Genomic DNA, 25,408 nt, shown 5'->3' with positions numbered 1-25,408 from the left:
GGTTGTGCCGGTTCGCCAGGTCGGCCTGAAGGGCCGCGGAGGGGACAGGAAGTGATGAGACCGATCAGGCGGGCAGGTCTGCTGACCGCCGGGGCCGCCCTGCTCGCGGCCGCCTCCGGGTGTTCGTACGGGGAGCCGTGCGCCGGCCATGACGTCGTCTCCGGCGTCGGCGTGCTGTTCGACCACCGGGGATACGGCGATCTCACCGGCGGCTCCTACGAGCTGTGCGCGCGGGGCGAGTGCGCGGAGGACACCCTGCGCCGGGAGCGGATCACGGACGTGAGCCTCCCGCTGCCGCGTGACGTCGACCCCGCCTCCGGTCCGGTCCGCTTCCGGGTCACGCGCAAGGGCGAGCAACGGCCGGTCATCGACACGTCCGTCGACGTACGGCTCACCCACTGGACCGACGGCTGCGGCAGCAGCGCGTACGTCCGGGGGCTCGCCTTCACCAAGGACGGGGGCCTGACGGCGAAGGTCCCGAAGGCGCTGTCGGACGCCTGGGGCGAGCAGGTCAGATCGCGGGCGACCGCGGGATCGGACCCGTCCCCGCCGTCCTGACCCGGTCCGCTGACCGGTGCGTCCGGCCGGCCGTACCCGCCACGGGCACCGCCCCGAACCGCCTGCGGTACTCCGAGGGGCTCAGCCCCGTCTCCCGCCGCAGCCGCGCCCTCAGATTGGCCGCCGTACCCAGGCCGCTGCGCGCCGCCACGACGTCCAGCCGCTCCTCACCCCGTTCGATCAGACGGCACGCCAGGGCCACCCGCTCCGCGGTGAGCCAGGCCAGCGGGGTCGTGCCCAGCTGGCCGCGGAAGCGCCGGTGCAGCGTGGCGGGGCTGACCGCCGCGCGGGACGCCAGGTCGGCCACCGTCAACGGCTCGCCCAGCCGTTCCTGCGCCCACGCCAGCAGCGGGCCGAGGGACTCGTCGGGCACCTCGGGCACCGGCCGTTCCACGAACTGCCGCTGTCCGCCGTCCCGGTGCGCGGCGAAGACGAGCCGCCGGGAGACGTGGTTGGCGATCTCCGCGCCGTGGTCCCGGCGGACCAGGTGCAGGCCGAGATCGAGCGCGGAGGCGCTGCCGGAGGCGGTGAGGATGTCGCCGTCGTCCACGAAGAGCACGTCCGGTTCCAGGCGCACCTCGGGGAAGCGGGACCGGAAGGCCTCCGCCCACATCCAGTGACAGGCCGCGCGGCGCCCGTCCAGCAGCCCGGCCTCCGCGATCGTGAACGCGCCCGAGCAGAAGCCGACGAGGCGGGCGCCACGCGCGTGTGCCCGGCGTACGACGTCCAGGACGCGCTTGGCGCGCGGGACCTCGGTGTCCGGGCGGTTCGGCACGATCAGCGTGTCGGCCTCCTCGGCGGCCTCCAGACCGGCGACCCCGCCGAGCGTGAAGAAACCGTCCCGCATCCGGGTGTGCGGCTCGGCAGCGCACAGCCGGAAGTCGTACAGGTCCCGCCCCAGCTCGGGCCGTGGCAGCCCGAAGACCTCGATGGCACAGCTCATCTCGAAGGGGTTGGAGTTGTCGTCGACCACCAGGACGACACGGTGAGAGGATCCTTGCGGCATATGCGATTCCTAGCACTCGTGCGGTGCTCCGTCACCCCCCACGATGAGCGCATGGAACCGATCTCCCTGGACACGGCCCTCGCCTCCTTCTCCGAGCAGTGGAGCCCCCGCATCGTCACCGCCGTCAACGACTACGACGTCCGCCTGGCGAAAGTGGAGGGCGAACATCTCTGGCACGCGCACGAACACACCGACGAGTTCTTCCTGGTCCTCTCCGGCGAACTGCACATCGGCCTGCGCGAGCCGGCCGGCGAGCGCACGGTGGTCCTGCCCAAGGGGTCGGTGTTCACCGTCCCGCGCGGCACCGAACACAAGCCGTACGCGCCCGTGCCCACCGAGATCCTGCTCTTCGAGCCCACCGGGACGCTGACGGTCGGCGACCGGCACGAGGACGTTCCCGGCCATGTGGACGCGACCACGGGTCACGCGCTCTCCTGAAGCGCTCCTGACGGGACGCCGGAATCCACCGGGACACCAGGTGTTCCGGGGATGAACTTCCGGTGTTCCCAAGGGTGTTGCCCAACCAGCGGGACCACCCCCGGGTCGAACGGTGCGGGAGCCGGAGGAAAGCCGGCCGAACAGTCCGCCCGTTCCACTCGGAGGTCCACCATGTCCGCTCGCACCCACCACCGCCGGCCCGTCCGCGCGCTCGCCCTGGCCGTCGGCACGGCCGCCGCGCTGGCCGTGCCGTTCGCCCTGTCCGGCACCGCGTCGGCGGCCACCTCGCCCGCCACCGCCGAGGTCAACCAGTACGACTGGCAGCTCACCTACAAGGCCGCCCCCGGCCAGGCCAACAAGGCCACCGTCACCGCGTCGCTCACAGCCGACCGCACCGGCATCACCTACCTGATCGACGACACCGTCACGATCAAGCCCGGCCACGGCTGCGCCCACCCGGACGGCGCGGACCGCACGAAGGTCTCCTGCACGGTCACCAGCCTCGACAGCCAGGACCCGTACGCCGCCCTGATCGTGAACCTCGGCGACCGCGACGACACCCTCGCGTACAGGAACGCCACCGACCAGATCTACTACTACGCCCAGATCTCCCTGGGCTCCGGCAACGACAAGGCGACCGACTCCGGCCGCCTCGACGGCGCCTACGTCTCGGGGGACGCGGGCAACGACCGGCTCACGGTCGGCAAGGAGGGCCTGGCCTGGGGCGGCGACGGGAACGACACGGTCGACGCGAGCGGCGGCGACAACATCGTGCAGGGCGGCAAGGGCGACGACACGCTGCGCGGGGGCGCCGGTGCGCAGTACCTGGCCGGGGACGACGGCAACGACACGATCACCGGCGGCACCGGCGACGACACCCTGTACGGCGGCAAGGGCAACGACGTCCTGTACGGCAACAGCGGCAACGACAAGCTGTACGGCAACAGCGGGAACGACCGGCTCTACGGCGGGCCGGGCCGGGACACGCTCTCCGGCGGCCCCGGCCGGAACGTGGTCCACCAGGACTGACGGCCGCGCCGGTCAGGGGCGGGCCGCACCTCGGCCCGGGTTGTCCACAGCACCCGGGGTTGTCCACAGGCGCCGGAACGGCTGCCGGCGTCAGGTGGCACCCTTGAAGCCATGACCGACTCCACACCCCGACGCGCCCGAGTCCGCGCCCCCGAGCTGATCGGCAAGGGCGGCTGGCTGAACACGGGAGACCAGCAGTACACCCTCGCCGACCTGCGCGGACGCATAGTCGTCCTGGACTTCTGGACCTTCTGCTGCATCAACTGCCTGCACGTCCTGGACGAGCTGCGCGAGCTGGAGGAGAAGCACCGGGACACCCTCGTGGTGATCGGGGTGCACTCGCCGAAGTTCGTGCACGAGGCGGAGCACCAGGCGGTCGTGGACGCCGTGGAGCGCTACGGCGTGGCCCACCCGGTCCTGGACGACCCCGAGCTGGCCACCTGGAAGCAGTACGCGGTGCGCGCCTGGCCGACGCTCGTGGTGATCGACCCCGAGGGGTACGTCGTCGCGCAGCACGCGGGCGAGGGGCATGTGCACGCCATCGAGCGGCTGGTGACCGAGCTGGAGGCGGAGCACGGGGCCAAGGGCACCCTGCGCCGCGGTGACGGGCCGTACGTCGCACCGGAACCGGAGCCGACGGTGCTGCGCTTCCCGGGCAAGGCCCTGCTGCTGCCGTCCGGCACCTTCCTGGTCAGCGACACCACCCGGCACCAGCTGGTGGAGCTGGCCGAGGACGCCGAGACCGTCGTACGGCGCATCGGCTCCGGTACGCGCGGATTCGCCGACGGCGGTCCGGGGGAGGCGTCCTTCAACGAGCCGCAGGGCCTCGCCCTCCTCGACGACGGCTCGGTGGTGGTCGCCGACACCGTCAACCACGCCCTGCGCCGCCTGGACCCGGCCACGGGCGAGGTGACCACCCTGGCGGGCACCGGCAAGCAGTGGTGGCAGGGCTCGGCGACCTCCGGCCCGGCCCGCGAGGTCGATCTCTCCTCGCCGTGGGACGTGGCGGTCTTCGGCGGCAGGGTGTGGATCGCGATGGCGGGCGTCCACCAGCTGTGGACGTACGACCCGGCCGACGGCACGGTCGCCGTGGCGGCCGGCACCACCAACGAGGGCCTGGTGGACGGGCCCGCGGCCGAGGCCTGGTTCGCGCAGCCCTCCGGCCTCGCGGCCACCGCCGACCGGCTCTGGCTCGCCGACTCCGAGACGAGCGCGCTGCGCTGGGTCGACCTCGACGGGCAGGTGCACACCGCCGTCGGCACCGGTCTGTTCGACTTCGGCCACCGGGACGGCGCCGCCGGCCAGGCCCTGCTCCAGCACCCGCTGGGCGTCACCGCCCTGCCGGACGGCTCGGTCGCCGTCGCCGACACCTACAACCACGCCCTGCGCCGCTACGACCCGGCGTCCGGCGAGGTCACCACGCTCGCCACCGATCTGCGCGAGCCCAGCGACGCCGTCCTGGTCGGTGAGGACATCGTGGTCGTGGAGTCGGCCCGGCACCGGCTGACCCGGCTGCGGCTGCCGGAGGAGGCGGTGCGGGTGGAGTCGGTCGCCCACCGCACCCAGCGCGCCGCGACCGAGGTCGCCCCCGGCGGGCTGCGCCTGGACGTGATCTTCCAGGCCCCGGCCGGCCAGAAGCTCGACACGCGCTACGGCCCCTCGACCCGGCTGCTGGTCTCCGCCACCCCGCCGGAGCTGCTGCTCAAGGGCGAGGGAGCGGACACCGACCTGTCCCGTGAACTGGAACTGAACCCGGACGTCACGGAGGGCGTCCTGCACGTCTCCGCGATGGCGGCGTCCTGCGACGACGACCCGGCCAACGCATACCCGGCCTGCCACGTCCACCAGCAGGACTGGGGCGTCCCGGTCCGCCTCACGGCGGGCGGGGCGGACCGCCTGCCGCTGGTGCTGGCGGGGATGGACGACACCGCCCCCGGGCAGGGCTGAGCGGCGCGGTCGGCGGGCACCTTGCCGGGGAACGGCTGAACCCACCTTCAGGCGCAGGTGGGTTCAGCCGTCAGACGCCGTAGCCGTCGGAGTAGCCGTCGACGCGGTGGTGGCGGGGTTCTTCCTCCACCACCGGGGTCGTCGGCGGGACCACCACGCGGCGGCGACGGGCTATTCCGCTGAACGTCGCCACGCCGATCAGGCCCACGGCCATCAGGATCAGGCCGACGACGGTGAGGTTGACGCCCTGCATGTGCCAGTCGGTCGCGAACGTCAGAATGGCCCCCACGGCGATGAGGATGATGCATCCGCCGAGACCCATGAGACCTCGCCTCCCCTTCTGGTTCCGGAATCTCCGGTGCCCTCCGGGTACCCGGCGAGGCCCCGACTAGCCCTCCAGGAAGGCGGTCAGCGCGTTCGCCAGGAGGAACGGGTCGTCGGCGCCGCACAGTTCACGGACGCTGTGCATGGAGAGGATCGCCACGCCGATGTCGACCGTGCGGATGCCGTGGCGGGCCGCGGTGATCGGGCCGATGGTGGTGCCGCACGGCATGGAGTTGTTGGAGACGAAGCTCTGGAAGGGGACGTTCGCCTTCTCGCAGGCCGCGGCGAACACCGCGCGGCCCGAACCGTCCGTGGCGTAGCGGTTGTTGACGTTGACCTTGAGGATCGGGCCGCCGTTGACCCGCGGGTGGTGCGTCGGGTCGTGCCGCTCGGCGTAGTTGGGGTGCACGGCGTGACCCGTGTCGGAGGACAGGCAGACCGTCCCGGCGAAGGCGCGGGCCCGGTCCTCGAACGACCCGCCGCGCGCGAGGACGGAGCGCTCCAGGACGGTGCCGAGCAGCGGGCCGTCCGCGCCGGTGTCCGACTGGGAGCCGTTCTCCTCGTGGTCGAAGGCGGCCAGCACCGGGATGCGGGTGAGCGCGGCGCCGGAGGTCGCCGCGGCGACGAGGGCGGCGACACCGGCGTGCACGGACAGCAGGTTGTCCATCCGCGGGCCGGCGACCAGCTCGCGGTCCCGGCCGAGGTAGGCGGGCGGCTCCACCGGATACGTCATCAGGTCCCAGCCGGTCACCGAGCCCGCCGTCAGCCCGGCCTCCTGCTCCAGGAAGGCGATGAGTTCACCGTCCAGCACCTCGTTGCCGAGGCCCCACACCGGCTGGAGGTGCCGCTGCTTGTCGAGCTTGAGCCCCTCCGAGCTGACGGAGCGGTCCAGGTGGATGGCGAGCTGCGGCACCCGCAACAGCGGCCGGTCCACGTCGACCAGGACCGAGGAGCCGTCGCGCAGGCTCAGCCGGCCGGCCAGGCCGAGGTCCCGGTCCAGCCAGGAGTTCAGCAGCGGGCCGCCGTAGATCTCGACGGCGACCTGGCGCCAGCCGTGCGCCCCGCTGTCCGGGCGCGGCTTGACCCGGAGGTTCGGGGAGTCGGTGTGCGCGCCGATGATGTGGAAGGGGGTGTGCGGCTCGGCGCCCTCGGGCACGTACCAGGCCACGATCGCGCCGCCGCGCAGCACGTACTTGCCGCCGTACGTCCCGTCCCAGGCGTCCGTCTCCGCGACCTGCCGGAAGCCGGCCTTCTCCAGCCGTTCGGCGGTGTTCGCCACGGCGTGGTACGGCGTCGGGCTCGCCGCGAGGAAGGACATCAGGTCGTCGGTGTGGCCGCGGTCGAAGGGGAGAGGAGCGCGCGAAGCGCTCCCTGGAGGGGCGGCGGCGGGTGACGGGCTGGATGGTGCGCTCATGGATTCACCTTAACGACGTGCACGGGCCCGCTCCCGGTAAGGAGCGGGCCCGTGCGAGGAATCGACGGGGTCGTCCGGAAGGTCCGGACGGGCCGGTCAGAACGCCGCTTCGTCCAGCTCCATCAGGTCCAGCTCGACGCCCGAGGCGACCTTGCGGGCGAGGGTGACGCCCGGCAGGACGTTCGCCGCGAAGAACTTCGCCGCGGCGATCTTGCCCGTGTAGAACGCATTGTCCTTCGCCGAGGCCGTGGCCAGCTTCTCGGCGGCGATCGCGGCGCCCTTCAGCAGCAGGTAGCCGACGACGACGTCACCGGAGGCCATGAGCAGGCGGGTGGTGTTCAGGCCGACCTTGTAGATGTTCTTGGTGTCCTGCTCGGTGGCGGCGAGGTCGGTCAGCATCAGGCCGACGATCGCCTCCAGCTCCACGGCCGCCTTGGCCAGGTGCTCGCGGGCGCCGGACAGCTCCTCGCCGCCGGTGCCGAGCGCCAGGAACTTCTTGATGTCCTCGGCGAGGGAGTTCAGCGCGGCGCCCTGGTTGCGGACGATCTTCCGGAAGAAGAAGTCCTGGCCCTGGATCGCCGTGGTGCCCTCGTACAGGGTGTCGATCTTGGAGTCCCGGATGTACTGCTCGATCGGGTACTCCTGGAGGAAGCCGGAGCCGCCGAAGGTCTGCAGCGACTGGGCGAGCAGCTCGTAGGCCTTCTCGGAGCCGTAACCCTTGACGATCGGCAGGAGCAGGTCGTTCAGGGCGTGCTCGGTGGAGGCGTCCTCGCCGTTCGCCTCCTTGATCTGGATGGCGTCCTGGACCGAGGCGGTGTACATCACCAGGGCGCGCATGCCCTCCGCGTACGCCTTCTGCGTCATCAGCGAGCGGCGCACGTCGGGGTGGTGGGTGATGGTGACCTTGGGCGCGGTCTTGTCCATGAAGTTGGCCAGGTCCGGGCCCTGGACGCGCTCCTTGGCGTACTCCAGCGCGTTCAGGTAGCCGGTGGAGAGCGTGGAGATCGCCTTCGTGCCGACCATCATGCGGGCGAACTCGATGATGCGGAACATCTGGCGGATGCCGTCGTGCTTGTCGCCGATCAGCCAGCCCTTGGCGGGGTGCTTGTCGCCGAAGGTCATCTCGCACGTGTTGGAGGCCTTCAGGCCCATCTTGTGCTCGACGTTGGTGGCGTAGACGCCGTTGCGCTCGCCCAGCTCGCCGGTCTCGAAGTCGAAGAGGTACTTCGGGACGAGGAAGAGGGACAGGCCCTTGGTGCCGGGGCCGGCGCCCTCGGGACGCGCGAGCACGTAGTGGAGGATGTTCTCCGACATGTCGTGCTCACCGGAGGTGATGAAGCGCTTCACGCCCTCGATGTGCCAGGAGCCGTCCTCCTGCTGCACGGCCTTGGTGCGGCCGGCGCCCACGTCCGAGCCGGCGTCCGGCTCGGTGAGGACCATCGTGGAGCCCCACTGCTTCTCGACGGCGATCTTGGCGATGTGCTTCTGGACCTCGTTGCCCTCCTCGAAGAGGATGCCGGCGAACGCGGGGCCGGAGGAGTACATCCACACGGCCGGGTTGGCGCCCAGGATCAGCTCGGCGTAGGCCCAGATCAGGGAGCGCGGCGAGGTGGTGCCGCCGATCTCCTCGGGCAGGCCGAGCCGCCAGTACTCGGAGTCCATGAAGGCCTGGTAGCTCTTCTTGAAGGACGCCGGGACGGGCGCGGTGTTGGTCTCCGGGTCGAAGACGGGCGGGTTGCGGTCGGCGTCGGCGAAGGACTCGGCCAGCTCGTTCTCGGAGAGGCGGGTCAGCTCCTCCAGGACGCTCTTGGCGGTCTCGACGTCCATCTCCTCGAACGGGCCGGTGCCGTACACCTTGTCGCGCCCCAGTACTTCGAAGAGGTTGAACTCGATGTCGCGGAGATTCGACTTGTAGTGCCCCATGGCGACGGCTCCGTTGAGGGATCGGCGAGGCACTTGCTCCTCGCACCTAGTTCACGTACCAACAAGTAGCTCCGATGATGCTACCCGCCGGTAATAAGAAGCAACCCCGAACCGGTCATCTGTGACGCGTCTCAAGTGCGCCGCGGGCGACCCTGTACGCTTCGGCCGCCCGGGTGAACGCGTGTCTCCGTCCAGGGCGCGTTGCGTGATCAAGGTATCCCCGGACCTCCCGGCCCCGTGAGGTTTTGGCTCCGTAGGCCGTTCCGGCGGAGGGGCGGCTCGGTACGCTTCTCCCCATGTACGGATACGGCCAGCCCATGGACGGGGGCGCTGCCCAGCAGCAGTACGCCTCGTCGCAGCAGCAGATGCCGGGCGGTGTCGGCGGATACGGGCAGCAGCCGCCGCTGTACCCCGAGCCGTCGCCGCCCTCGCTCGCGGACGCGGTGCGCGCCTTCACGACCGGCCAGATGTCCGCCGAGGACTTCCAGCAGATCTTCGCCACGTCGAAGGTGTACTGCCCGCGCGGTGACACGCCGGGCTTCCTGGCGCTGCACAACACCCAGCAGCCGGTGATCCCGATGTTCACCTCGCTGAAGGAGCTGCGCCGGTACGCCGGCAAGGAGTCCAAGTACTTCGTCATCACCGGCGCCGAGGTGATCGACCTGCTGCCGACCGGCTACGGCTTCGTCCTGGACATGGAGGGCGAGCACCGGATGGTCTTCGACGCGAAGGCGGTCGAGCAGATGGTCGACTTCGCGATGCGCCGCATGTACGGCTAGACGCCGTCGCCGCGCGGACGTCGGTCGATCCGCGCGCCCGCGCACCCGGAAGCCCGGAGGGAATGCCCTCCGGGTTTTCTCTGTTCTGGGTGGCAAGAAGTTCAACGCTCAACTAAAGTGGGCGTACCAAGGAGGTACCCACCATGCCTGCAGTGACCGTCGAGAACCCGTTGACGCTGCCCCGTGTGACCGCTCCCGCCGACGCCGTGGCACGCCGCGTGCTCACCGTCACGACCGCTCCGAGCGGTTACGAGGGCGAGGGCTTCCCGGTGCGCCGGGCGTTCGCGGGGATCAACTACCGCCACCTCGACCCGTTCATCATGATGGACCAGATGGGCGAGGTGGAGTACGCGCCGGGCGAGCCCAAGGGCACCCCCTGGCACCCGCACCGCGGCTTCGAGACCGTCACCTACATCATCGACGGCGTCTTCGACCACCAGGACAGCAACGGTGGCGGCGGCACCATCACCAACGGCGACACCCAGTGGATGACCGCGGGCTCCGGCCTGCTGCACATCGAGGCCCCGCCGGAGTCCCTCGTCGTGTCCGGCGGCCTCTTCCACGGGCTCCAGCTGTGGGTGAACCTCCCTGCCAAGGACAAGATGATGACCCCGCGCTACCAGGACATCCGCGGCGGCAACGTCCAGCTCCTCACCACCCCCGACGGCGGCGCGCTGCTGCGTGTCATCGCCGGCGAGCTGGACGGCCACCAGGGCCCCGGCATCACCCACACCCCGATCACGATGATCCACGCCACCCTCGCCCCCGGCGCGGAGATCACCCTGCCCTGGCGGGAGGACTTCAACGGGCTGGCGTACGTCCTCGCGGGCCGCGGCAGCGTCGGTGCGGAGCGCCGCCCGATCCACCTGGGCCAGACGGCCGTCTTCGGCGCCGGCTCCTCGCTCACCGTCCGCGCGGACGAGAAGCAGGACTCGCACACGCCGGACCTGGAGGTCGTCCTCCTCGGCGGACAGCCCATCCGGGAGCCGATGGCCCACTACGGCCCGTTCGTCATGAACACCAAGGAAGAACTGATGCAGGCCTTCGAGGACTTCCAGAAGGGCCGGCTCGGCAGCGTCCCGGCGGTCCACGGGATGTCCGAGGGCGGCATCTGACCGCTCCCCGGTGACGGCGCCGGCCCGCGGACGACCCGCCGGGCGCCGCCGACTCCCCCATCAGGACCCCGGCCGTACGTCGGCCGGGGTCGGCGTTTCCTCACCCGCCCGGACCCGCTCGCAGGACAGTACCGGCGGCGCGTGATCCGCTGGAGGCGTGCAGTTCCTCCCTGTCGCCGTCCGCCGGTTCGCCGCCTGGTGTGTCGTGCTGCTGCTCGCCGCCGGGGTCGGGTGGGTCGGGGTGCGGCTGTGCGCGGAGTTCCGTACGGCTGTCACGCCGGTGCTGCTCGCCCTGCTCGGGACCGCGCTGCTCGGGCCGTTGTACCGGCAGCTGGTGCGGGCGGGGGTGCAGGCGTCGGTGGCGGCCGGGCTCACCTGCGTCGCCGTGGTGGCCGTCGTCGGCGGCGCCGTGTACATCGTCGTCGCCGCGCTCGTCGACACCGGCGCGGAGATCCTCGCCTCGCTGCGGACCGCGGCCAAGGGGGTCGCACGGCACTTCGGTGCCGCGGGGACGAGTCTGGACGACCTCGCCGCCAACGCCCGGCAATGGCTGGGCAAGTTCGGCAGCACCGCCGCGTCCAACGTCATCAGTGGCGTCAGCGTCGTCGCCGAGTCCATCGCCATGGCCGTGCTCGCCCTGCTGCTCGTCTTCTTCTTCCTGCGCGACTCCCACCGCGCCGTGGCCGGCCTGCGCTCGCTCGCGCCCGGCGGCAGCGCCGAGCTCCTGGAGGCCATCGCCCGGCGGTCGTTCGCCGCGGTGGAGGGGTTCATGCGCGGCACGACCTTCATCGCGCTCATCGACGCCCTGTGCATCACCGTCGGCCTGCTGATCCTCCGGGTGCCCGGTGCGATCGGGCTCGGCGCGCTCGTCTTCGTCGGCGCCTACATCCCCTACCTCGGCGCCTTCCTCTCCGGCGCGGTGGCCGTGCTGGTCGCCCTCGCCGACCGGGGCTTCGTCATCGCGCTGTGGGTGCTCGGGGTGGTGCTCGCGGTGCAGGTGCTGGAGGGACACGTGCTGCAACCGGTGATCCAGAGCCGGACCGTGCAGATGCACCCGGCCGTGGTGATGCTGGCCATCACCGCGGGCGCCTCCGTCGCGGGCATCCTCGGCATGCTCCTCGCCGTCCCGCTGACCGCGGCGGCCTTCGGGGCCGTCCAGGAGCTGCGGGGGCGTCAGGCCACCTCCTCCGACGCACCGGCCCCCGAGCCCCCTGGTTCGTAGAGCTCGAACCAGATGCTCTTGCCCTCGCCCCGCGGGTCCACCCCCCAGCCGTCCGCGAGGAGTTCGATCAGCATCAGGCCCCGCCCGGAGGAGGCCAGTTCGCCGGGGCGGCGCTTGTGCGGGAGGTCGTCACCGGTGTCGAAGACCTCCACCCGCAGCCGCCGTCCGGGGCCCTCTCCCATGACCTCGGCGAGCAGCAGCGCGTCGGCGTCCGTGTGCACCAGCACGTTGGTGACCATCTCCGAGACCAGCAGCACCGCCGAGTCCACCTGCTCGGCCGACGCCCAGTCGTGCAGCAGCCCGCGCAGATGCTGGCGGGCCTCGGCGATCCGCTCAGGTTCGTCCTGCGCCACCGACAGCAGCGTGCGCCGCACCGTCGGCCGTACCGCGACGGTGTCGCCGCGCCCGCGGCCCTCCCCCGGCCGGCCCAGCAGCAGCAGCGCGATGTCGTCCTCGCGGCGGTCGGCCAGCGGGCCGGTGGTGTGGTGCGAGGACGGCCCGTGCACGCCCTGCACCAGCGCGTCGGCCAGGGACTCCAGGTCGCCCTCGTGGTCCTCCAGGATCGCCCGCAGCCGGCGCCAGCCGCTCTCCATGTCGTGCCCGCCGGTCTCGATCAGGCCGTCGGTGCACAGCATCAGCGTCTCGCCGGGTTCGAGCGTGAACCGGGTGGTCGGGTAGTCGGCGTCCGGGTCGAGGCCCAGCGGCAGCCCGCCCGCCGTCGGCCGCGTCATCACCGTGCCGTCGGCCATCCGGATCACCGGGTCCGGGTGCCCGGCGCGGGCGATCTCCAGCCGGCCGGTCGGCGGGTCGGCCTCCACGTACAGGCAGGTCGCGAAGCGGAGGTCGGTCAGCGCGTCCTCCCCGGCGTCATCGGTGAGGCCGTGCAGGAAGCGGGAGGCGCGGGAGAGGACCGCGTCCGGACGGTGCCCCTCGGAGGCGTAGGCGCGCAGCGCGATCCGCAGCTGGCCCATCAGACCGGCCGCGCGCACGTCATGGCCCTGGACGTCCCCGATGACCAGGGCGAAGCGGCCGGAGGGCAGCGGGATCATGTCGTACCAGTCGCCGCCGACCTGGAGTCCGCCGCCGGTCGGGATGTACCGGGCGGCCACCCGCATCCCGGGGATCTCGGGGCCGAGCGAGGGCAGCATGGAGCGCTGGAGGCCCTCCGTCAGCTCCCGCGCGGACTCGGCGGCACCGGCCCGGGACAGCGCCTGGGCGAGCATCCGGGCGACCGTCGTCAGGACCGCGCGCTCGTCCGGGGTGAACGCCACCGGATAGGTGAAGGCGGCCATCCAGGCACCCATCGTGCGCCCGCCTGCCGTCAGCGGCAGGAACGCCCAGGAGCGGCGCCCGAAGTGCCGGGCGAGCGGCCAGGTCGCCGGGTAGCGGTCCCGGTAGGCCTCGGGCGAGGACAGGTACACCGCGCGGCCCGTGCGCACGACCTCGGCCGCCGGATAGTCGGTGGCCAGCGGCATGTTCGAGAAGGGGCCCATGTCGGCGGGGGTGTGCCCGTGCTGCCCGGTGATCGTCAGCCGGTCGCCCTCGACGCCGAACACCACGAGCCCGTCCGGCGAGAACCCCGGCATCGACAGGGCGCCCGCGACCCGCAGCACCTCCGCCGTGGACCGGGCCTCGGCGAGCGCCCGGCCCGCGTCCAGCAGGAACGCCTCCCGGGAGCGCCGCCAGTCCCCGGTGACCGCGCTGCGGCCGGCCGCCGTGCCCGGGGTCGGCTCGGTCACCTCCTGGAGGGTGCCGATCAGCTCGTACGTGTGCCGCTCGGGGTCGAAGGACGGCTTCGACCGGCTGCGGACGACCCGCACGATGTTGCCGTCCCCGTCCATGATCCGGATGCGCACCTCGGCGAGGGTGCCCTCGGCGACGGCCAGCCGCACCACACCGGTGATCTCGTTCCAGTCGACGGGATGGAAGCGGGCCCGGGTCTGCGCCTCCGTGAGGGTGGCCGGCTCCGCCGGCAGGCCGAGCAGCCGCGCCGCCTCGGCGTCCACGGTGACCAGCCCGGTGTCCGTGTCCCAGTGCCAGAGCCCGGTCGCGAGGGCGGCGAGGACGTCCTCCACGGACGGCAACGGCTCACCTGTACGCATTGCCCCACTTTATGGAGAGGTGAGCGAAGCCTGCCACCGTAGGCGGGCGAGCGGTACGGACGGTAATGGTGGGGAGCCGATCTTGGGGTGCCCGGTACCCTTGGGATGGCCTAGGCCGTACCCGCCTGGCGACACCCGATCCGCAAAGACTGGATGAACGACGATGCATCGGTACAGGTCCCACACCTGCGGCCAGCTCCGCGCCTCTGACGTCGGCACCGACGTCCGGCTGAGTGGCTGGCTGCACAATCGGCGCGACCTGGGCGGCATCCTCTTCATCGATCTCCGTGACCACTACGGCATCACGCAGCTCGTCGCGCGCCCGGGCACCCCGGCGTACGAGGCCCTGGACACGATCTCCAAGGAGTCCTCGGTCCGTGTCGACGGCCGCGTTGTTTCACGTGGAACCGAGAACGTGAACCCCGACCTGCCCACCGGTGAGATCGAGGTCGAGGTCACCGAGGTCGAGCTGCTCGGCGCGGCGCAGCCCCTGCCCTTCACCATCAACACCGAGGACGGGGTCAACGAGGAGCGGCGCCTGGAGTACCGCTTCCTGGACCTGCGCCGCGAGCGCATGCACCGCAACATCATGCTGCGTACGGCCGTGATCTCCGCGATCCGCCAGAAGATGGCGGCGATGGGCTTCAACGAGATGGCGACGCCGATCCTGTCCGCCACCTCCCCCGAGGGCGCCCGCGACTACGTGGTCCCCTCCCGGGTGCACCCGGGCAAGTTCTACGCGCTGCCGCAGGCCCCGCAGCAGTTCAAGCAGCTGCTGATGATCTCCGGCTTCGACCGCTACTTCCAGATCGCGCCCTGCTTCCGCGACGAGGACGCCCGCGCCGACCGCTCGCCCGGCGAGTTCTACCAGCTCGACGTGGAGATGAGCTTCGTCGAGCAGGAGGACGTCTTCCAGCCGATCGAGAAGCTCATGACGGAGCTGTTCGAGGAGTTCGGAGGCGGCCGTCACGTCACCTCCCCGTTCCCGCGCATCCCGTTCCGCGAGGCGATGCTGAAGTACGGCTCGGACAAGCCGGACCTGCGCGCCAAGCTGGAGCTGGTGGACATCACCGACGTCTTCGAGGGCTCGGAGTTCAAGGCCTTCGCGGGCAAGCACGTGCGCGCGCTGCCGGTTCCGGACGTCTCCGCGCAGCCCCGCAAGTTCTTCGACCAGCTCGGTGAGTACGCCGTCGAGCAGGGCGCCAAGGGCCTGGCCTGGGTGCGCGTGGCCGAGGACGGCTCGCTCTCCGGTCCGATCGCGAAGTTCCTCACCGAGGCGAACGTCGCCGAGCTCACCAAGCGCCTCTCCCTGGCCCCCGGCCACGCCGTCTTCTTCGGCGCGGGCGAGTACGACGAGGTCTCGAAGATCATGGGCGCGGTCCGCGTGGAGGCGGCCAAGCGCGCGGGCCACTTCGAGGAAGGCGTGTTCCGCTTCTGCTGGATCGTCGACTTCCCGATGTACGAGAAGGACGAGGAGACCGGCGGGATCGACTTCTCCCACAACCCCTTCTCGATGCCGCAGGGCGGCCTGGAGGCCCTCCAGACGCAGGACCCGCTGGACATCCTGGGCTGGCAGTACGACATCGTCTGCAACGGCGTCGAGCTGTCCTCCGGCGCGATCCGGAACCACGACCCGGAGATCATGCTCAAGGCCTTCGAGATCGCCGGCTACGACCGGGAGACCGTCGAGGAGAAGTTCGCGGGCATGCTGCGCGCGTTCCGCTTCGGCGCCCCGCCGCACGGTGGCATCGCCCCGGGTGTGGACCGGATCGTCATGCTTCTCGCGGACGAGCCCAACATCCGCGAGACGATCGCCTTCCCGCTCAACGGCAACGCCCAGGACCTGATGATGGGCGCCCCGACCGAGCTGGACGAGTCCCGCCTGCGCGAGCTGCACCTGACCATCCGGAAGCCGCAGCCCAAGTAGGCAGCCGGGCACCACGTCCGGCCGTGCGCGCCGATCCGTCCTGACCCGCTCCGGACGACCGGCGCGCACAGCCGTCTCCGGGCCCGGTGACGGCCTCCGTCCCCACCCCGGCTCACCCTGGGCCTGGCCCCGGACCAGACGCACGACGGCGGCCGATCCGGCTCACTCGCCCTGCTCGTCGGCCTCGGTGTCCGGGGACGCGCCCTCCTCCAGCAGCCGCTCGGCGATGTCGTCGGACCAGTGCTGGGCCCAGGCGCGCAGGGCGGCGACGGCGGCCTCGTCCAGGCCGTGGCGGAGGAAGTCCCGGTCGGAGTAGAAGTCCGTGCCCGTCAGCCGGGACTGGAGGGTCGGCAGGTCGAACGGGTCATGGGCGTGCCGGCGGCCCAGTTCCTCCAAGGCGGGCAGGGAGAACCGGGCCGCCGCGGCCTGCGCGTCGATGAGATCGACAGCGGCGCCCCGGTCGTACAGGGCGCGGATCTTCGTGCCGACGGCGTCCGCCAGGGAGAGCGCCGGGCCGTACCCGGTCAGTTCCGGCGGCTGCCAGAACGCCTCCTTGTGCAGCGCGAGCGCGCACGGCTCGCCGGTCGGCGGGTCCGTGACCGTCAGCTGTGCGGTGCGCGCGGTGATCGCGCCGGCCCGCACCCGCCGTCCCCGCGCCTCCAGGGCCGCGCCGACGGCAGCGGCGATGTGCTCCATGGCCTCGGCGCTCTCGGTGGCGAAGTCCAGGTTGGCGTGCGGGCGGCGGAGCAGTCCGTGCGCCTGGAGGGCGTAGCCGCCGGCCAGGACCAGACCGTACGGGCCGCCCGCGGCGACGACGTCCGCGAGGAGCCGGCGATGGGGTTCGGGGATGTCCACACGAAGATCTTTCCGGTTTCCCGCCGCTCATGCGCGATCGAGCGGCAACTTTCCCCGCGGCGGCGGCCACTGAGGGGGCGTAAGGAACGTACGACAGACCCCTAAGGACTCTTCCGTGGCAGCTCCCTCCCACCGCCGGTCCCTCCGCAAGCGGCGCGCCCTCGCCGTGTCGGCCGCCGTCCTCGCCGCGGGCACCGGCGCCGGGGTGTTCGCGATGAGCGCGAACGCCGACGCCGTCGACCTCTACCACCAGACCCTCGCCGCCAAGGACGGCTGGGCCGCCTCCGGCACGGGGACCACCGGCGGCGCGAAGGCCGACTCCGCGCACACCTTCACCGTGTCCACCCGCGCCCAGCTCGTGAAGGCGCTGGGCTCGGCGTCCGACACCACGCCCCGCATCATCAAGGTCGAGGGCACCATCGACGCCAACACCGACGACAGCGGCAAGAAGCTGACCTGCGCGTCCGGCACCGGCTACTCGCTCTCCGCCTACCTCAAGGCCTACGACCCCGCCACCTACGGCCGCTCCAAGCTGCCCTCCGGCACCCAGGAGAAGGCCCGCGCCGCCGCCCAGGCCGAGCAGGCGAAGAACATCGTCTTCAAGGTGCCGGCCAACACCACCATCGTGGGCGTGCCCGGCAGCGACGCCGGGATCACCGGCGGCATGCTCCAGATCCAGAACGTGGACAACGTCATCGTCCGCAACCTGACCTTCTCCGCCACCGAGGACTGCTTCCCGCAGTGGGACCCGACCGACGGCGACGACGGCAACTGGAACTCGAACTACGACGCGGTCACCCTGCGCGGCGCGACCCACGTCTGGGCGGACCACAACACGTTCACCGACGCGCCCCACTTCGACAAGGCGAACCCGACGTACTTCGGCCGTGAGTACCAGATCCACGACGGCGCCCTGGACATCACCAAGGGCTCCGACCTGGTGACCGTCGAGCGCAACCGGTTCACCGACCACGACAAGACGATGCTGATCGGCTCCAGTGACACGGACAGCACCGGCAAGCTGCGCGTCTCCCTCCACCACAACGTGTGGAAGGGCATCGTCCAGCGCGCCCCGCTGACCCGCATCGGCCAGGTCCACATCTACAACAACGTGTACGACACGACGACCGTCGACGGCTACGCGCCCCTGTACAGCATCAACTCCCGTGCCAAGGCGCAGGTCGTCGCGGAGGCCAACTACTGGACGGTGCCGTCCGGCGGCAAGGTCGCCAGGCTGCTCAGCGGTGACGGCACCGGCTCGGTCGCGGGCAGCGGCAACCTGGTCAACGGCACGGTCACCGACCTGGTCGCCGCGTACAACGCCGCGAACTCGAAGAAGATCAAGACGACGGTGAACTGGACGCCGACGCTCACGGCGGGTCTGGAGACGTCGGCGAAGAACCTGCCGACGGAACTGGCGAGCACGACCGGGGCGGGCGTGCTGAAGTGAGGTCCCGCACGGGTCGGGGCGGGGAGCGGGCGGTCGGGTGCCGGTGACTGCGGGGTCTGATGTCGTGGGGGGACTTCGTGACGTACGGGTCCGGGAAGCGTGCGCTTCCCGGGCCCTTCCGTTCACACCATGGTTCAGGCGGTCGGCTTCTCCTCCAGGCGCGGGAAGAGGACCGCGCCCTTGGTGATCGTGGAACCCGCCGGCAGCCTGCCCCACTCGCCCGCGTCCTGGATCCGCTGCCCGGCCAGGGCGCCGAGCCCGGCCTCCGCGCCCAGGGAGTCCCAGAGCTTCTGGGAGGTCTCCGGCATGACCGGGTTCAGCAGCACGGCCACCGCGCGGAGGGCTTCCGCGGCCGTGTAGAGGATCGTCGCGAGGCGGGCCCTGCCCTCCTCGGACTCGTCCTTGGCCACCTTCCACGGCTCCTGCTCCGTGATGTAGCCGTTGACCTGCTTGACGAAGTCGAAGACGGCGAGGATGCCGCCCTGGAAGTCCAGCTCCTCGCCGATACGGCGGTCCGCCTCGGCCACGGCCTTGGCCAGACCGTCGTGGATCGCCTTCTCCGCCTCCCCGTCGGCGGCCGACTCCGGCAGCGTGCCGCCGAAGTACTTGCCGACCATGGCGGCCACGCGGGAGGCGAGGTTGCCGAAGTCGTTGGCCAGCTCGGAGGTGTACCGGGCGGAGAAGTCCTCCCAGGAGAAGGAGCCGTCCTGACCGAAGGCGATGGCCCGCAGGAAGTACCAGCGGTAGGCGTCCACGCCGAAGTGCGAGGTGAGGTCCTGCGGCTTGATGCCGGTCAGGTTCGACTTCGACATCTTCTCGCCGCCGACCATCAGCCAGCCGTTGGCCGCGATCTTGCCGGGGAGCGGGAGACCCTGGGCCATCAGCATGGCGGGCCAGATCACCGCGTGGAAGCGGAGGATGTCCTTGCCGACCAGGTGGACGTCGGCGGGGAACGTGGCCTCGAACTTCTCCTGGTTCTCGTTGTAGCCGACCGCCGTGGCGTAGTTCAGCAGCGCGTCGACCCACACGTAGATCACGTGCTTGTCGTCCCAGGGGATCGGGATGCCCCAGTCGAAGGTCGAGCGGGAGATGGAGAGGTCCTGAAGGCCCTGGCGCACGAAGTTCACGACCTCGTTGCGCGCCGACTCGGGCTGGATGAAGTCCGGGTTGGCCTCGTAGTGGGCGAGGAGCCTGTCGGTGTACTCGCTCAGCTTGAAGAAGTAGTTCTCCTCGCTGAGGATCTCCACCGGCTTCTTGTGGATCGGGCACAGCTTCTGGCCCGCGTACTCGCCCTCGCCGTCGAGCAGTTCACCGGGGAGCTTGTACTCCTCGCAGCCGACGCAGTACGGGCCCTCGTAGCCGCCCTTGTAGATCTCGCCCTTGTCGTACAGGTCCTGGACGAATTCCTGGACGCGGTCGGTGTGCCGCTTCTGCGTGGTGCGGATGAAGTCGTCGTTCGCGATCTCCAGGTGCTCCCAGAGAGGCTTCCAGGCCTCGGTGACGAGCTTGTCCGCCCACTGCTGGGGCGTGACCCCGTTCGCCTCGGCCGTGCGCATGATCTTCTGACCGTGCTCGTCCGTGCCGGTGAGGTACCACACCTTCTCGCCGCGCTGACGGTGCCAGCGGGTGAGCACGTCGCCTGCGACGGTCGTGTAGGCGTGGCCCAGGTGAGGAGCGTCGTTGACGTAGTAGATGGGGGTGGAGACGTAGTACGCCTTGTCACCCTGCTTCTCGGATCCAGTGGCCGCCATAAGTCGAAATCCTACTGGCCCGCCGAAGATCGACTCACATGCGTTTCGGGGGGTGGACGGGTGTCCACCCCCCGGGTGGGATCACGGGCGCCAGGTGGCCAGTACGCCCTCGTAGAGCTCCGTGTCGGTGAGCTCGCGCGGGGCCGGGCCCGCGTGGAAGAAGGACGTGTTGCCGGTCTTCAGCTTGCGGAGGTAGTCGAAGGCCTTGTTGTCGTGGTCACCGAAGGCGACGAAGGAGAAGAAGACGGCGGGGTGGCTGGTCGCCGTCTCGGTGAGGGACTGGGTGGCGGGGGTCTTGGCGTCCGGGGCGCCGTCGGTCTGGAACACGACCAGAGCGGGGGTGCCGGGGGTGGCGTTCTTCTCGTAGTGCGCCACGACGGCCTGTACGGCGGCGTGGTAGCTGGTACGGCCCATGCGGCCGAGGTCGGCGTGGACGTCGTCGATCTTCGTCTCGTGGTCCGGGGTGAGGGTGAGGTCGGTGGTGCCGTCGACCTCCGTGGAGAAGAAGACGACGTGGACCGTGGCCTCGGGGTCGAGGTGGGCGGCGAGGGCGAGGGTCTGGTCGGCGAGGGCCTGGGCGGAGCCGTCCTTGTAGTACGGCCGCATGCTCGCGGAGCGGTCGAGGACGAGGTAGACCTTGGCGCGGGTGCCGGTGAGGCCGGTCTTCTTGAGGGTGGTCGTGGCGGCCTTGTAGGCGGTGGTGAGGGAGGGGGTGCGGGACCTGATCTTGGCGAGCGTGTTGGCGGGCTTGGCCTGGTCACCCGCGTCGGCTTCGCGGGTTGCCTGCGGCGCCGGTGCCGTGTCCGCCTCGGCTTCGCGGTTTGCCTGCGGCGCCGGGGGCGTGTCCGCCTCGGCTTCGCGGGTTGCCTGCGGCGCCGGTGCCGTGTCCGCCTCGGCTTCGCCTTCGGCGTCCGTGTTCCCACCCGCACCACCCGTGCGGCTTTCGTCGTCGGCTGCCGGTGGCCCCTGTGGGGCGTCCTCGCCGTCGGCGGCCTGCGGGGCGGTGGGCGGCGCGGCGGCTTCGTCGGTCTCCGCTACCACCTCTTCCACGTCCGCCTCTGCCTGAGCCGCAACCTCCGGTTCCGCTTCTGCCTCGGCAGCAGACCCGGTCGTCTGTTCCGCTTCCGGTTCCGGCTCGGGCTCCTCGGTGGTCTCCGGCTCGGACTCGGCCTCGGTCGTCTCCTCGGCCTTGGGTTCGGCCTCCGTCGGAGCCGACGGCGCGGCCTTCTCCTCAGCCGCGTCCTCGGTCCGGGTGGGGGCGGGGTCCCCGGCCTTCTCCTCCTCGGCCTTCGGCGGGGACGGCTTCTCTGTGCTGGCCGGAGTCGGTTCCTCGGGCTTCTTCTCGGTCTTGGCCGGAGCCGGTTCCTCGGGGTTTTCCGTCGGCTGGGCCGGGGCGGTCTTCACCTTGTCGAAGGCCGCTGCCACCAAGTCGTGTTCCTCGGCGGCCGGCACCGGTTCCTGTTCCTCGGCCGCTGCCGCCGGTTCCTGTTCCTCGGTGGGGGTGGGGCGGGGTTCCGGGACCGAGGGGGTGTGCGCGGGGGTCTCGGTCGCACCCTCCGGCTCGGTGGCTCGTGCTTTGCGTGAGCGGCCGAATGCGTTCCGCAGGAGAGTGAGAATGCCCATGTGCGCAACCCTTCGTGAGGTGTAGCCGTCAATCCCTGGCCAGGACGGACACGTAAGGTTAGCGGCCCCGGATTACGGGAGCGCTCAGCGCGGGGACGCGATCGAGCGGGCCGCGGCGACCTCCTGACGCAGGGGTTCCAGCACGCTGCCCGCCGGGCCGGTCAGGTCGGTGCGGACGGCGATGAGGGTCTCCGCGTTCCGTACGCCCTCCGACAGTTCCCGCAGTTGCAGGGTGACCTGGGCGACCTCGGCCGAGGAGGGTGCCGCCGCCCCGTGGCGGACGCGGACACGGGCGGCCGTCGTGGCGTCCACGATCCGTTCCACGGCGACGACCAGCGGCCACCACGCGGCGGCGCGCCGGCCGGTCGGCGGTGGTTCGGTCAGGGCCCGCTGGAATTCCGTCCGGATGACGGACAGGTCGCGGTAGAGGCGGCGGCGCATGCGGGCCCGGGCGGACGGGTCGGCGTGCGGGCCGAAGGCGGCCTCGACGTACGCCGCCGTGTCGGCCACCGCGTCGGCGAGGCGGTCGCCGACCCGGGTGTGCCAGCTCTCGGGCCACAGGAGGTAACCGGCGGTCAGGGCGACGGCGCAGCCCAGGAGGGAGTCGGCCAGCCGGGGCAGCAGGAGCGCCGTGCCCTGGTGGTTGAGGACGTCGGACAGGATGAGGATCACCGGGGTGATGGCGGCGGTCTGGTAGCCGTAGCCCCGGGGGGTGAGGGCAGGGATCAGGGGGGCCAGGAGGAAGAGGACGGGGACGTCCCACCAGCCGAGCGGGACCTCGGCCAGCACCACCGCCGCGATCAGCAGACCGGCCACCGTGCCGAGGGCGCGCAGCAGCGCGCGGGAGAAGACCGAGCCGAAGTCGGGCTTGAGGACGAAGGTGATGGTCAGGGCGACCCAGTAGGAGCGCGGTACGGGGATCAGGGAGACCAGGGCCTGCGCGATGCCGATGCAGACGGCGAGCCGTACGCCGTAGCGCCAGGAGTTGGCGGACAGGACGACGTTGCGGGCCGCGCGGGCGGTGCGGATGCCGAGGGCGGCCGGCCGGCCCAGGCGGTCGTCGATGCCCCGGGGGTCCACGTCGGGGGCGGTGACGACCTCGGCGGTGTGGCGCAGGGCGTGGTCCACCGCCCGGGCCGTCTCCGTGGTGGGGACGGGGAGGTTCAGGGGTGGGAGGGTGTTCGTCCCGGTGGCGACGGCGTCGGCCAGGTGGTGGAAGGCGTCCGGGATCTCCGGGGGGAGCGGGCGGGCCGCCAGGTGGGCCGCGGGAGCCGCCTCGATCACCGGGGTGATCGCGTTGAGCTGGGCGAGGAGGCGGGTGAGGTCCGGGCTGCGGCCGTGGTGGCGGGCGCGCCGGGCCAGGATCAGGTCGTACGACTCGTTGAGGGAGTGGGTGACGGTGCGGCGGGCCTCCTCGTACTCCTCGGTGCGGTCGGTGCCGGCGGTGGCGAGGAGGGTGGCGACCGTGCGGTAGGTGGCGGCGACCGCGGCCCGTTCGGGCACGCCCGCGCGCAGCGGCCAGGCCAGCAGCCCGAGGCCGAGGACGAGGAGGCCGCCGCCGGTCAGCAGGGTCGGGGCGAGCCACCAGGGGGAAGGGAGCGGGAGCCCCGCGCCCACCACGCAGTTCAGCAGCAGGAGCAGGCCGGAGACCGAGGCGACCGCGCCGATCGTGGAGATCATGCCGGAGACCAGGGCCACGCCGGTGACCGCGGCCACCGCGTACCAGCCGTGCCCGTAGACCAGGGTACCCAGGGTCACGCCGACCGCGCCGAAGAGCTGCGGTACGGCGATGTTGAGGACGCGCATGCGGTAGGCGTCGGCGGTGTCGCCGATGACGCCGGACAGGGCGCCCATGGAGGCGAGGGCGCCGTAGGCCGGGCGGCCGGCGGCGAGGCCGAGCGCCAGCGGGAGGGCCATGGCGAGGGCGGCGCGGGCCACGGCGGCCCCGTTGACGGGGGCCTGCTGGGGTTTGAGGTTCCGCACCAGCCAGTCGGGAGGGGTGAGGCTGATGGGGAACTCTCGGGACATGCGCCCATTATCACCGGGTTGATCCATCCGGGTCAGGCCCGCCCGTGCAGGGTTCGGGCCTGTCAGCGCACTGTTCGGTCCCGCCCGTGCAGGGTGAGGTCCACGACGAGGGCGCGGTGGTCGGTGCCGGACACGCGCGGGAAGCGGGCGCCGCTCGCGGTGAAGTCCCGGGACACCAGCACGTGGTCGAGCTGGACGCCGATGACGGAGGCGGTGCGGGCGGGCCAGCTCGGGGCGCGGTCGTGGCCGGCGAGGCGGGCGGCGTCGCTGAGGCCGGTGTCGAGGACGCGCCGGAAGGCCGCGTGGTCCTGGGAGGCGTTGAAGTCCCCGGCGAGGATCAGGGGGCCGTCGTCGTGGGCGGCGGCGAAGGCGCGGAGCCGGGCGAGTTCGCGGCGCCACGGGCCCACCTGGTCCGGCAGCGGCGGCACGGTGTGGACGAGCTGGAGGCGTACGGCGTGTCCGCGTACGTCGGCCACGGCGCCGGGCATGCCCAGCGTGCCGCGGACGCCCGCGGCGGGGCCGAGCGGGAAGCGGCTCAGGATGAGGGAGCCCTTGGAGCCGTCCTCCTCGACGGCCCGGCGGTGCGGGTAGACGCTCGCGAAGTCCCCTTCCAGGGTGGCCCGGCAGCCGGAGGAGCACTCCTGGACGAAGACGACGTCCGGTCGCCGGTCGCGCAGGAGCGGGACCAGGGCGGGCGTGCCACGGCCGGACTCGACGTTCGCGGTGAGCACGCGGAGCCGGGCGAGGGGCGGCCCGCCGGGTTCGGCGGTCTTGCCGTACGGCTCCAGGTACCAGGCGAGCAGGCCGAGGACGGCGACCCCCCAGACCAGGCCCGGCCACCAGCGGGCGGCCAGCGCGCACAACAGCGCCAAGCCGGTGGGTGCGAGCAGCCAGGGAAGGAAGGCGAGCAGTTGCGGTACGGGGGTGATGCCGTCGGTGTCGGCGACCCGGCAGCCGACGACCACGCTCACTCCGGCGAGCAGCAGCCCGGCGCACCAGGTGCCGGGCCCGCGGCCGGAGCGCTGGGTCACGCGAGCGAGCCTACGTTTCAGCCGTCCAGCCGCGCCAGGAATTGCGCCAGCGCGCGGTTGAACTCCGCGGGGCGTTCCAGGTTGGGCAGGTGGGCGGCGCCCTCGATGACGTGCAGGACGGAGTCGGGGAGGGACGAGTGCATCGCCTCGGCGCCGGCCACCGGGGTGTAGGTGTCGTCGGCGCCGACGAGGACGAGGGCGGGTACGGGCAGCGTCGTCAGCAGGGCGCGGTAGTCGGGGCGTTCGGCCCGGCCGCGCAGCGCGGCGGCGGCGCCCTCCGGGGAGGTGGCCGTCATCATGCGGTGCACATGGGCCTTGACCTCGGGGTCGGCGTAGGGGGCGACCATCTTCTCCAGCACCTCGTCGGCGTAGCCGCGCATGCCCTCGGCGAGCAGCCGGCCGGCCATGGCCTCGCGTCCCCGCCGGCCCTCGGGGGTCTCGGCCTCGGGGAAGGTGTCGGCGAGGACGAGGCCCCGGATGCGGTCGCCGAGGCGGGCGGCGCACTCCATGGCGATCTGGCCGCCCATGGACAGGCCGGCGAGGACGAAGGTGTCCACGCCCAGGTGGTCCAGGAGGTCCGCGATGTCCTGGGCGTGGCGGGCGAGCGGGACCTTGCCGGGGGTGACGGGGGAGGCGCCGTAGCCGCGCAGGTCGGGGGCGATCACCCGGCGGGTCGCGGCGAACTCGGTGAGTTGCGGCTGCCACATCGTGCGGTCGAAGGGGTGGCCGTGGACGAGGACGAGGGGGACCCGGGAGGAGATTCCGGGGTCTTTGTCCTCGAATGCGAGGAAGGAGGGCATGGCAACGACCCTAGGGTGCCGTCGTCACTCGGTGCAATAAGATCTTTGCCCTCGGTGCAATCCAACGGGCGCGGGAACAGGGGGAG

General features: G+C 71.7%; 20 protein-coding genes. 9 read left to right on the top strand and 11 right to left on the bottom strand.

The genetic code is table 11. From position 1 onward, the window contains the following. The first annotated feature begins 54 nt into the window (after positions 1–54). On the top strand, positions 55–558 hold the full coding sequence (locus ACH4LD_RS20935) for a hypothetical protein (RefSeq protein ID WP_398054804.1): 504 nt from the start codon (positions 55–57) through the stop codon (positions 556–558). Here the strand turns inward: ACH4LD_RS20935 and ACH4LD_RS20930 are convergent. Next, positions 512–1,564: a helix-turn-helix domain-containing protein gene (locus ACH4LD_RS20930; RefSeq protein ID WP_398054803.1), complete on the bottom strand. Its 1,053-nt coding sequence runs from the start codon at positions 1,562–1,564 to the stop codon at positions 512–514. The two genes, ACH4LD_RS20935 and ACH4LD_RS20930, sit on opposite strands and share 47 nt — an antisense overlap. A 51-nt stretch (positions 1,565–1,615) precedes the next feature. Between ACH4LD_RS20930 and ACH4LD_RS20925 the strand changes: the two genes are divergently transcribed. From ACH4LD_RS20925 to ACH4LD_RS20915, 3 genes are all read left to right on the top strand, one after another. Further along, positions 1,616–2,002 carry a cupin domain-containing protein gene (locus ACH4LD_RS20925; protein ID WP_398054802.1) on the top strand — a complete coding sequence of 129 codons (387 nt, stop codon included), beginning with the start codon at positions 1,616–1,618 and terminating at the stop codon, positions 2,000–2,002. A 171-nt stretch (positions 2,003–2,173) separates the two neighbouring features. After that, on the top strand, positions 2,174–3,031 hold the full coding sequence (locus ACH4LD_RS20920) for a calcium-binding protein (protein ID WP_398054801.1): 858 nt from the start codon (positions 2,174–2,176) through the stop codon (positions 3,029–3,031). A gap of 111 nt (positions 3,032–3,142) precedes the next feature. After that, a complete protein-coding gene (locus ACH4LD_RS20915) occupies positions 3,143–4,978 on the top strand; it encodes a thioredoxin-like domain-containing protein (protein ID WP_398054800.1) in 1,836 nt (611 codons plus the stop codon). 70 nt (positions 4,979–5,048) lie between these two features. On the opposite strand, the gene ACH4LD_RS20910 is transcribed toward ACH4LD_RS20915, so the two are convergent. From ACH4LD_RS20910 to ACH4LD_RS20900, 3 genes are all read right to left on the bottom strand, one after another. Then, positions 5,049–5,300 carry a DUF6458 family protein gene (locus tag ACH4LD_RS20910; RefSeq protein ID WP_014673852.1) on the bottom strand — a complete coding sequence of 84 codons (252 nt, stop codon included), beginning with the start codon at positions 5,298–5,300 and terminating at the stop codon, positions 5,049–5,051. Between the two features lie 66 nt (positions 5,301–5,366). Next, on the bottom strand, positions 5,367–6,716 hold the full coding sequence (locus tag ACH4LD_RS20905) for a M18 family aminopeptidase (RefSeq protein ID WP_398054799.1): 1,350 nt from the start codon (positions 6,714–6,716) through the stop codon (positions 5,367–5,369). A gap of 96 nt (positions 6,717–6,812) precedes the next feature. After that, on the bottom strand, positions 6,813–8,639 hold the full coding sequence (locus tag ACH4LD_RS20900) for an acyl-CoA dehydrogenase (protein WP_398054979.1): 1,827 nt from the start codon (positions 8,637–8,639) through the stop codon (positions 6,813–6,815). 296 nt (positions 8,640–8,935) lie between these two features. Between ACH4LD_RS20900 and ACH4LD_RS20895 the strand changes: the two genes are divergently transcribed. From ACH4LD_RS20895 to ACH4LD_RS20885, 3 genes are all read left to right on the top strand, one after another. Beyond that, a complete protein-coding gene (locus tag ACH4LD_RS20895; RefSeq protein WP_103813517.1) occupies positions 8,936–9,418 on the top strand; it encodes an SseB family protein in 483 nt (160 codons plus the stop codon). A gap of 143 nt (positions 9,419–9,561) precedes the next feature. Then, positions 9,562–10,533, top strand: coding sequence for a pirin family protein (locus ACH4LD_RS20890; protein WP_398054798.1), 972 nt, complete (start codon positions 9,562–9,564; stop codon positions 10,531–10,533). Positions 10,534–10,690: 157 nt separating this feature from the next. Then, positions 10,691–11,755 carry an AI-2E family transporter gene (locus tag ACH4LD_RS20885; RefSeq protein WP_398054797.1) on the top strand — a complete coding sequence of 355 codons (1,065 nt, stop codon included), beginning with the start codon at positions 10,691–10,693 and terminating at the stop codon, positions 11,753–11,755. On the opposite strand, the gene ACH4LD_RS20880 is transcribed toward ACH4LD_RS20885, so the two are convergent. Next, positions 11,707–13,857: a SpoIIE family protein phosphatase gene (locus tag ACH4LD_RS20880; RefSeq protein ID WP_398054796.1), complete on the bottom strand. Its 2,151-nt coding sequence runs from the start codon at positions 13,855–13,857 to the stop codon at positions 11,707–11,709. The two genes, ACH4LD_RS20885 and ACH4LD_RS20880, sit on opposite strands and share 49 nt — an antisense overlap. Before the next feature lie 163 nt (positions 13,858–14,020). Here ACH4LD_RS20880 and aspS point away from each other — a divergent pair, with 163 nt between their 5' ends. Beyond that, complete coding sequence (aspS, locus tag ACH4LD_RS20875; protein WP_132784765.1) at positions 14,021–15,784, top strand: aspartate--tRNA ligase; 1,764 nt, start codon at positions 14,021–14,023, stop codon at positions 15,782–15,784. Positions 15,785–15,946: 162 nt separating this feature from the next. On the opposite strand, the gene ACH4LD_RS20870 is transcribed toward aspS, so the two are convergent. After that, positions 15,947–16,639 (bottom strand): hypothetical protein, encoded by a 693-nt coding sequence (locus ACH4LD_RS20870; RefSeq protein ID WP_398054795.1) that lies wholly within the window; start codon positions 16,637–16,639, stop codon positions 15,947–15,949. A gap of 115 nt (positions 16,640–16,754) precedes the next feature. Between ACH4LD_RS20870 and ACH4LD_RS20865 the strand changes: the two genes are divergently transcribed. Further along, positions 16,755–18,089 carry a polysaccharide lyase family 1 protein gene (locus tag ACH4LD_RS20865; protein WP_398054794.1) on the top strand — a complete coding sequence of 445 codons (1,335 nt, stop codon included), beginning with the start codon at positions 16,755–16,757 and terminating at the stop codon, positions 18,087–18,089. A gap of 134 nt (positions 18,090–18,223) precedes the next feature. On the opposite strand, the gene metG is transcribed toward ACH4LD_RS20865, so the two are convergent. The 5 genes from metG to ACH4LD_RS20840 all read right to left on the bottom strand — a co-directional run bounded on the left by metG (position 18,224) and on the right by ACH4LD_RS20840 (position 25,322). Further along, on the bottom strand, positions 18,224–19,840 hold the full coding sequence (gene metG / locus ACH4LD_RS20860; protein ID WP_398054793.1) for a methionine--tRNA ligase: 1,617 nt from the start codon (positions 19,838–19,840) through the stop codon (positions 18,224–18,226). A gap of 81 nt (positions 19,841–19,921) precedes the next feature. Next, positions 19,922–21,463 (bottom strand): VWA domain-containing protein, encoded by a 1,542-nt coding sequence (locus ACH4LD_RS20855; protein ID WP_398054792.1) that lies wholly within the window; start codon positions 21,461–21,463, stop codon positions 19,922–19,924. Positions 21,464–21,547: 84 nt separating this feature from the next. Then, on the bottom strand, positions 21,548–23,491 hold the full coding sequence (locus ACH4LD_RS20850; protein ID WP_398054791.1) for an FUSC family protein: 1,944 nt from the start codon (positions 23,489–23,491) through the stop codon (positions 21,548–21,550). 62 nt (positions 23,492–23,553) lie between these two features. Next, a complete protein-coding gene (locus ACH4LD_RS20845) occupies positions 23,554–24,522 on the bottom strand; it encodes an endonuclease/exonuclease/phosphatase family protein (protein ID WP_398054790.1) in 969 nt (322 codons plus the stop codon). Positions 24,523–24,539: 17 nt separating this feature from the next. Continuing rightward, entirely contained in the window at positions 24,540–25,322 is a 783-nt protein-coding gene (locus ACH4LD_RS20840) for an alpha/beta fold hydrolase (RefSeq protein ID WP_398054789.1), read from the bottom strand. Positions 25,323–25,408 lie beyond the last annotated feature (86 nt).

It is taken from the genome of Streptomyces sp. NPDC017676 (genome assembly GCF_044329325.1).
GTDB lineage: Bacteria > Actinomycetota > Actinomycetes > Streptomycetales > Streptomycetaceae > Streptomyces.
This window is presented reverse-complemented; position numbering and strand designations above follow the sequence as displayed.

Bases quoted from the DNA above. Each gene is read 5' to 3' on its own strand.
- ACH4LD_RS20930 (WP_398054803.1), bottom strand. From the start codon at position 1,564: ATGCCGCAAGGATCCTCTCACCGTGTCGTCCTGGTGGTCGACGACAAC.
- ACH4LD_RS20910 (WP_014673852.1), bottom strand. From the start codon at position 5,300: ATGGGTCTCGGCGGATGCATCATCCTCATCGCCGTGGGGGCCATTCTG.
- ACH4LD_RS20880 (WP_398054796.1), bottom strand. From the start codon at position 13,857: ATGCGTACAGGTGAGCCGTTGCCGTCCGTGGAGGACGTCCTCGCCGCC.
- ACH4LD_RS20900 (WP_398054979.1), bottom strand. From the start codon at position 8,639: ATGGGGCACTACAAGTCGAATCTCCGCGACATCGAGTTCAACCTCTTC.
- ACH4LD_RS20895 (WP_103813517.1), top strand. From the start codon at position 8,936: ATGTACGGATACGGCCAGCCCATGGACGGGGGCGCTGCCCAGCAGCAG.
- ACH4LD_RS20920 (WP_398054801.1), top strand. From the start codon at position 2,174: ATGTCCGCTCGCACCCACCACCGCCGGCCCGTCCGCGCGCTCGCCCTG.
- ACH4LD_RS20890 (WP_398054798.1), top strand. From the start codon at position 9,562: ATGCCTGCAGTGACCGTCGAGAACCCGTTGACGCTGCCCCGTGTGACC.
- metG (WP_398054793.1), bottom strand. From the start codon at position 19,840: ATGGCGGCCACTGGATCCGAGAAGCAGGGTGACAAGGCGTACTACGTC.
- ACH4LD_RS20935 (WP_398054804.1), top strand. From the start codon at position 55: ATGAGACCGATCAGGCGGGCAGGTCTGCTGACCGCCGGGGCCGCCCTG.
- ACH4LD_RS20925 (WP_398054802.1), top strand. From the start codon at position 1,616: ATGGAACCGATCTCCCTGGACACGGCCCTCGCCTCCTTCTCCGAGCAG.
- ACH4LD_RS20905 (WP_398054799.1), bottom strand. From the start codon at position 6,716: ATGAGCGCACCATCCAGCCCGTCACCCGCCGCCGCCCCTCCAGGGAGC.
- aspS (WP_132784765.1), top strand. From the start codon at position 14,021: ATGCATCGGTACAGGTCCCACACCTGCGGCCAGCTCCGCGCCTCTGAC.
- ACH4LD_RS20840 (WP_398054789.1), bottom strand. From the start codon at position 25,322: ATGCCCTCCTTCCTCGCATTCGAGGACAAAGACCCCGGAATCTCCTCC.
- ACH4LD_RS20855 (WP_398054792.1), bottom strand. From the start codon at position 21,463: ATGGGCATTCTCACTCTCCTGCGGAACGCATTCGGCCGCTCACGCAAA.
- ACH4LD_RS20915 (WP_398054800.1), top strand. From the start codon at position 3,143: ATGACCGACTCCACACCCCGACGCGCCCGAGTCCGCGCCCCCGAGCTG.
- ACH4LD_RS20850 (WP_398054791.1), bottom strand. From the start codon at position 23,491: ATGTCCCGAGAGTTCCCCATCAGCCTCACCCCTCCCGACTGGCTGGTG.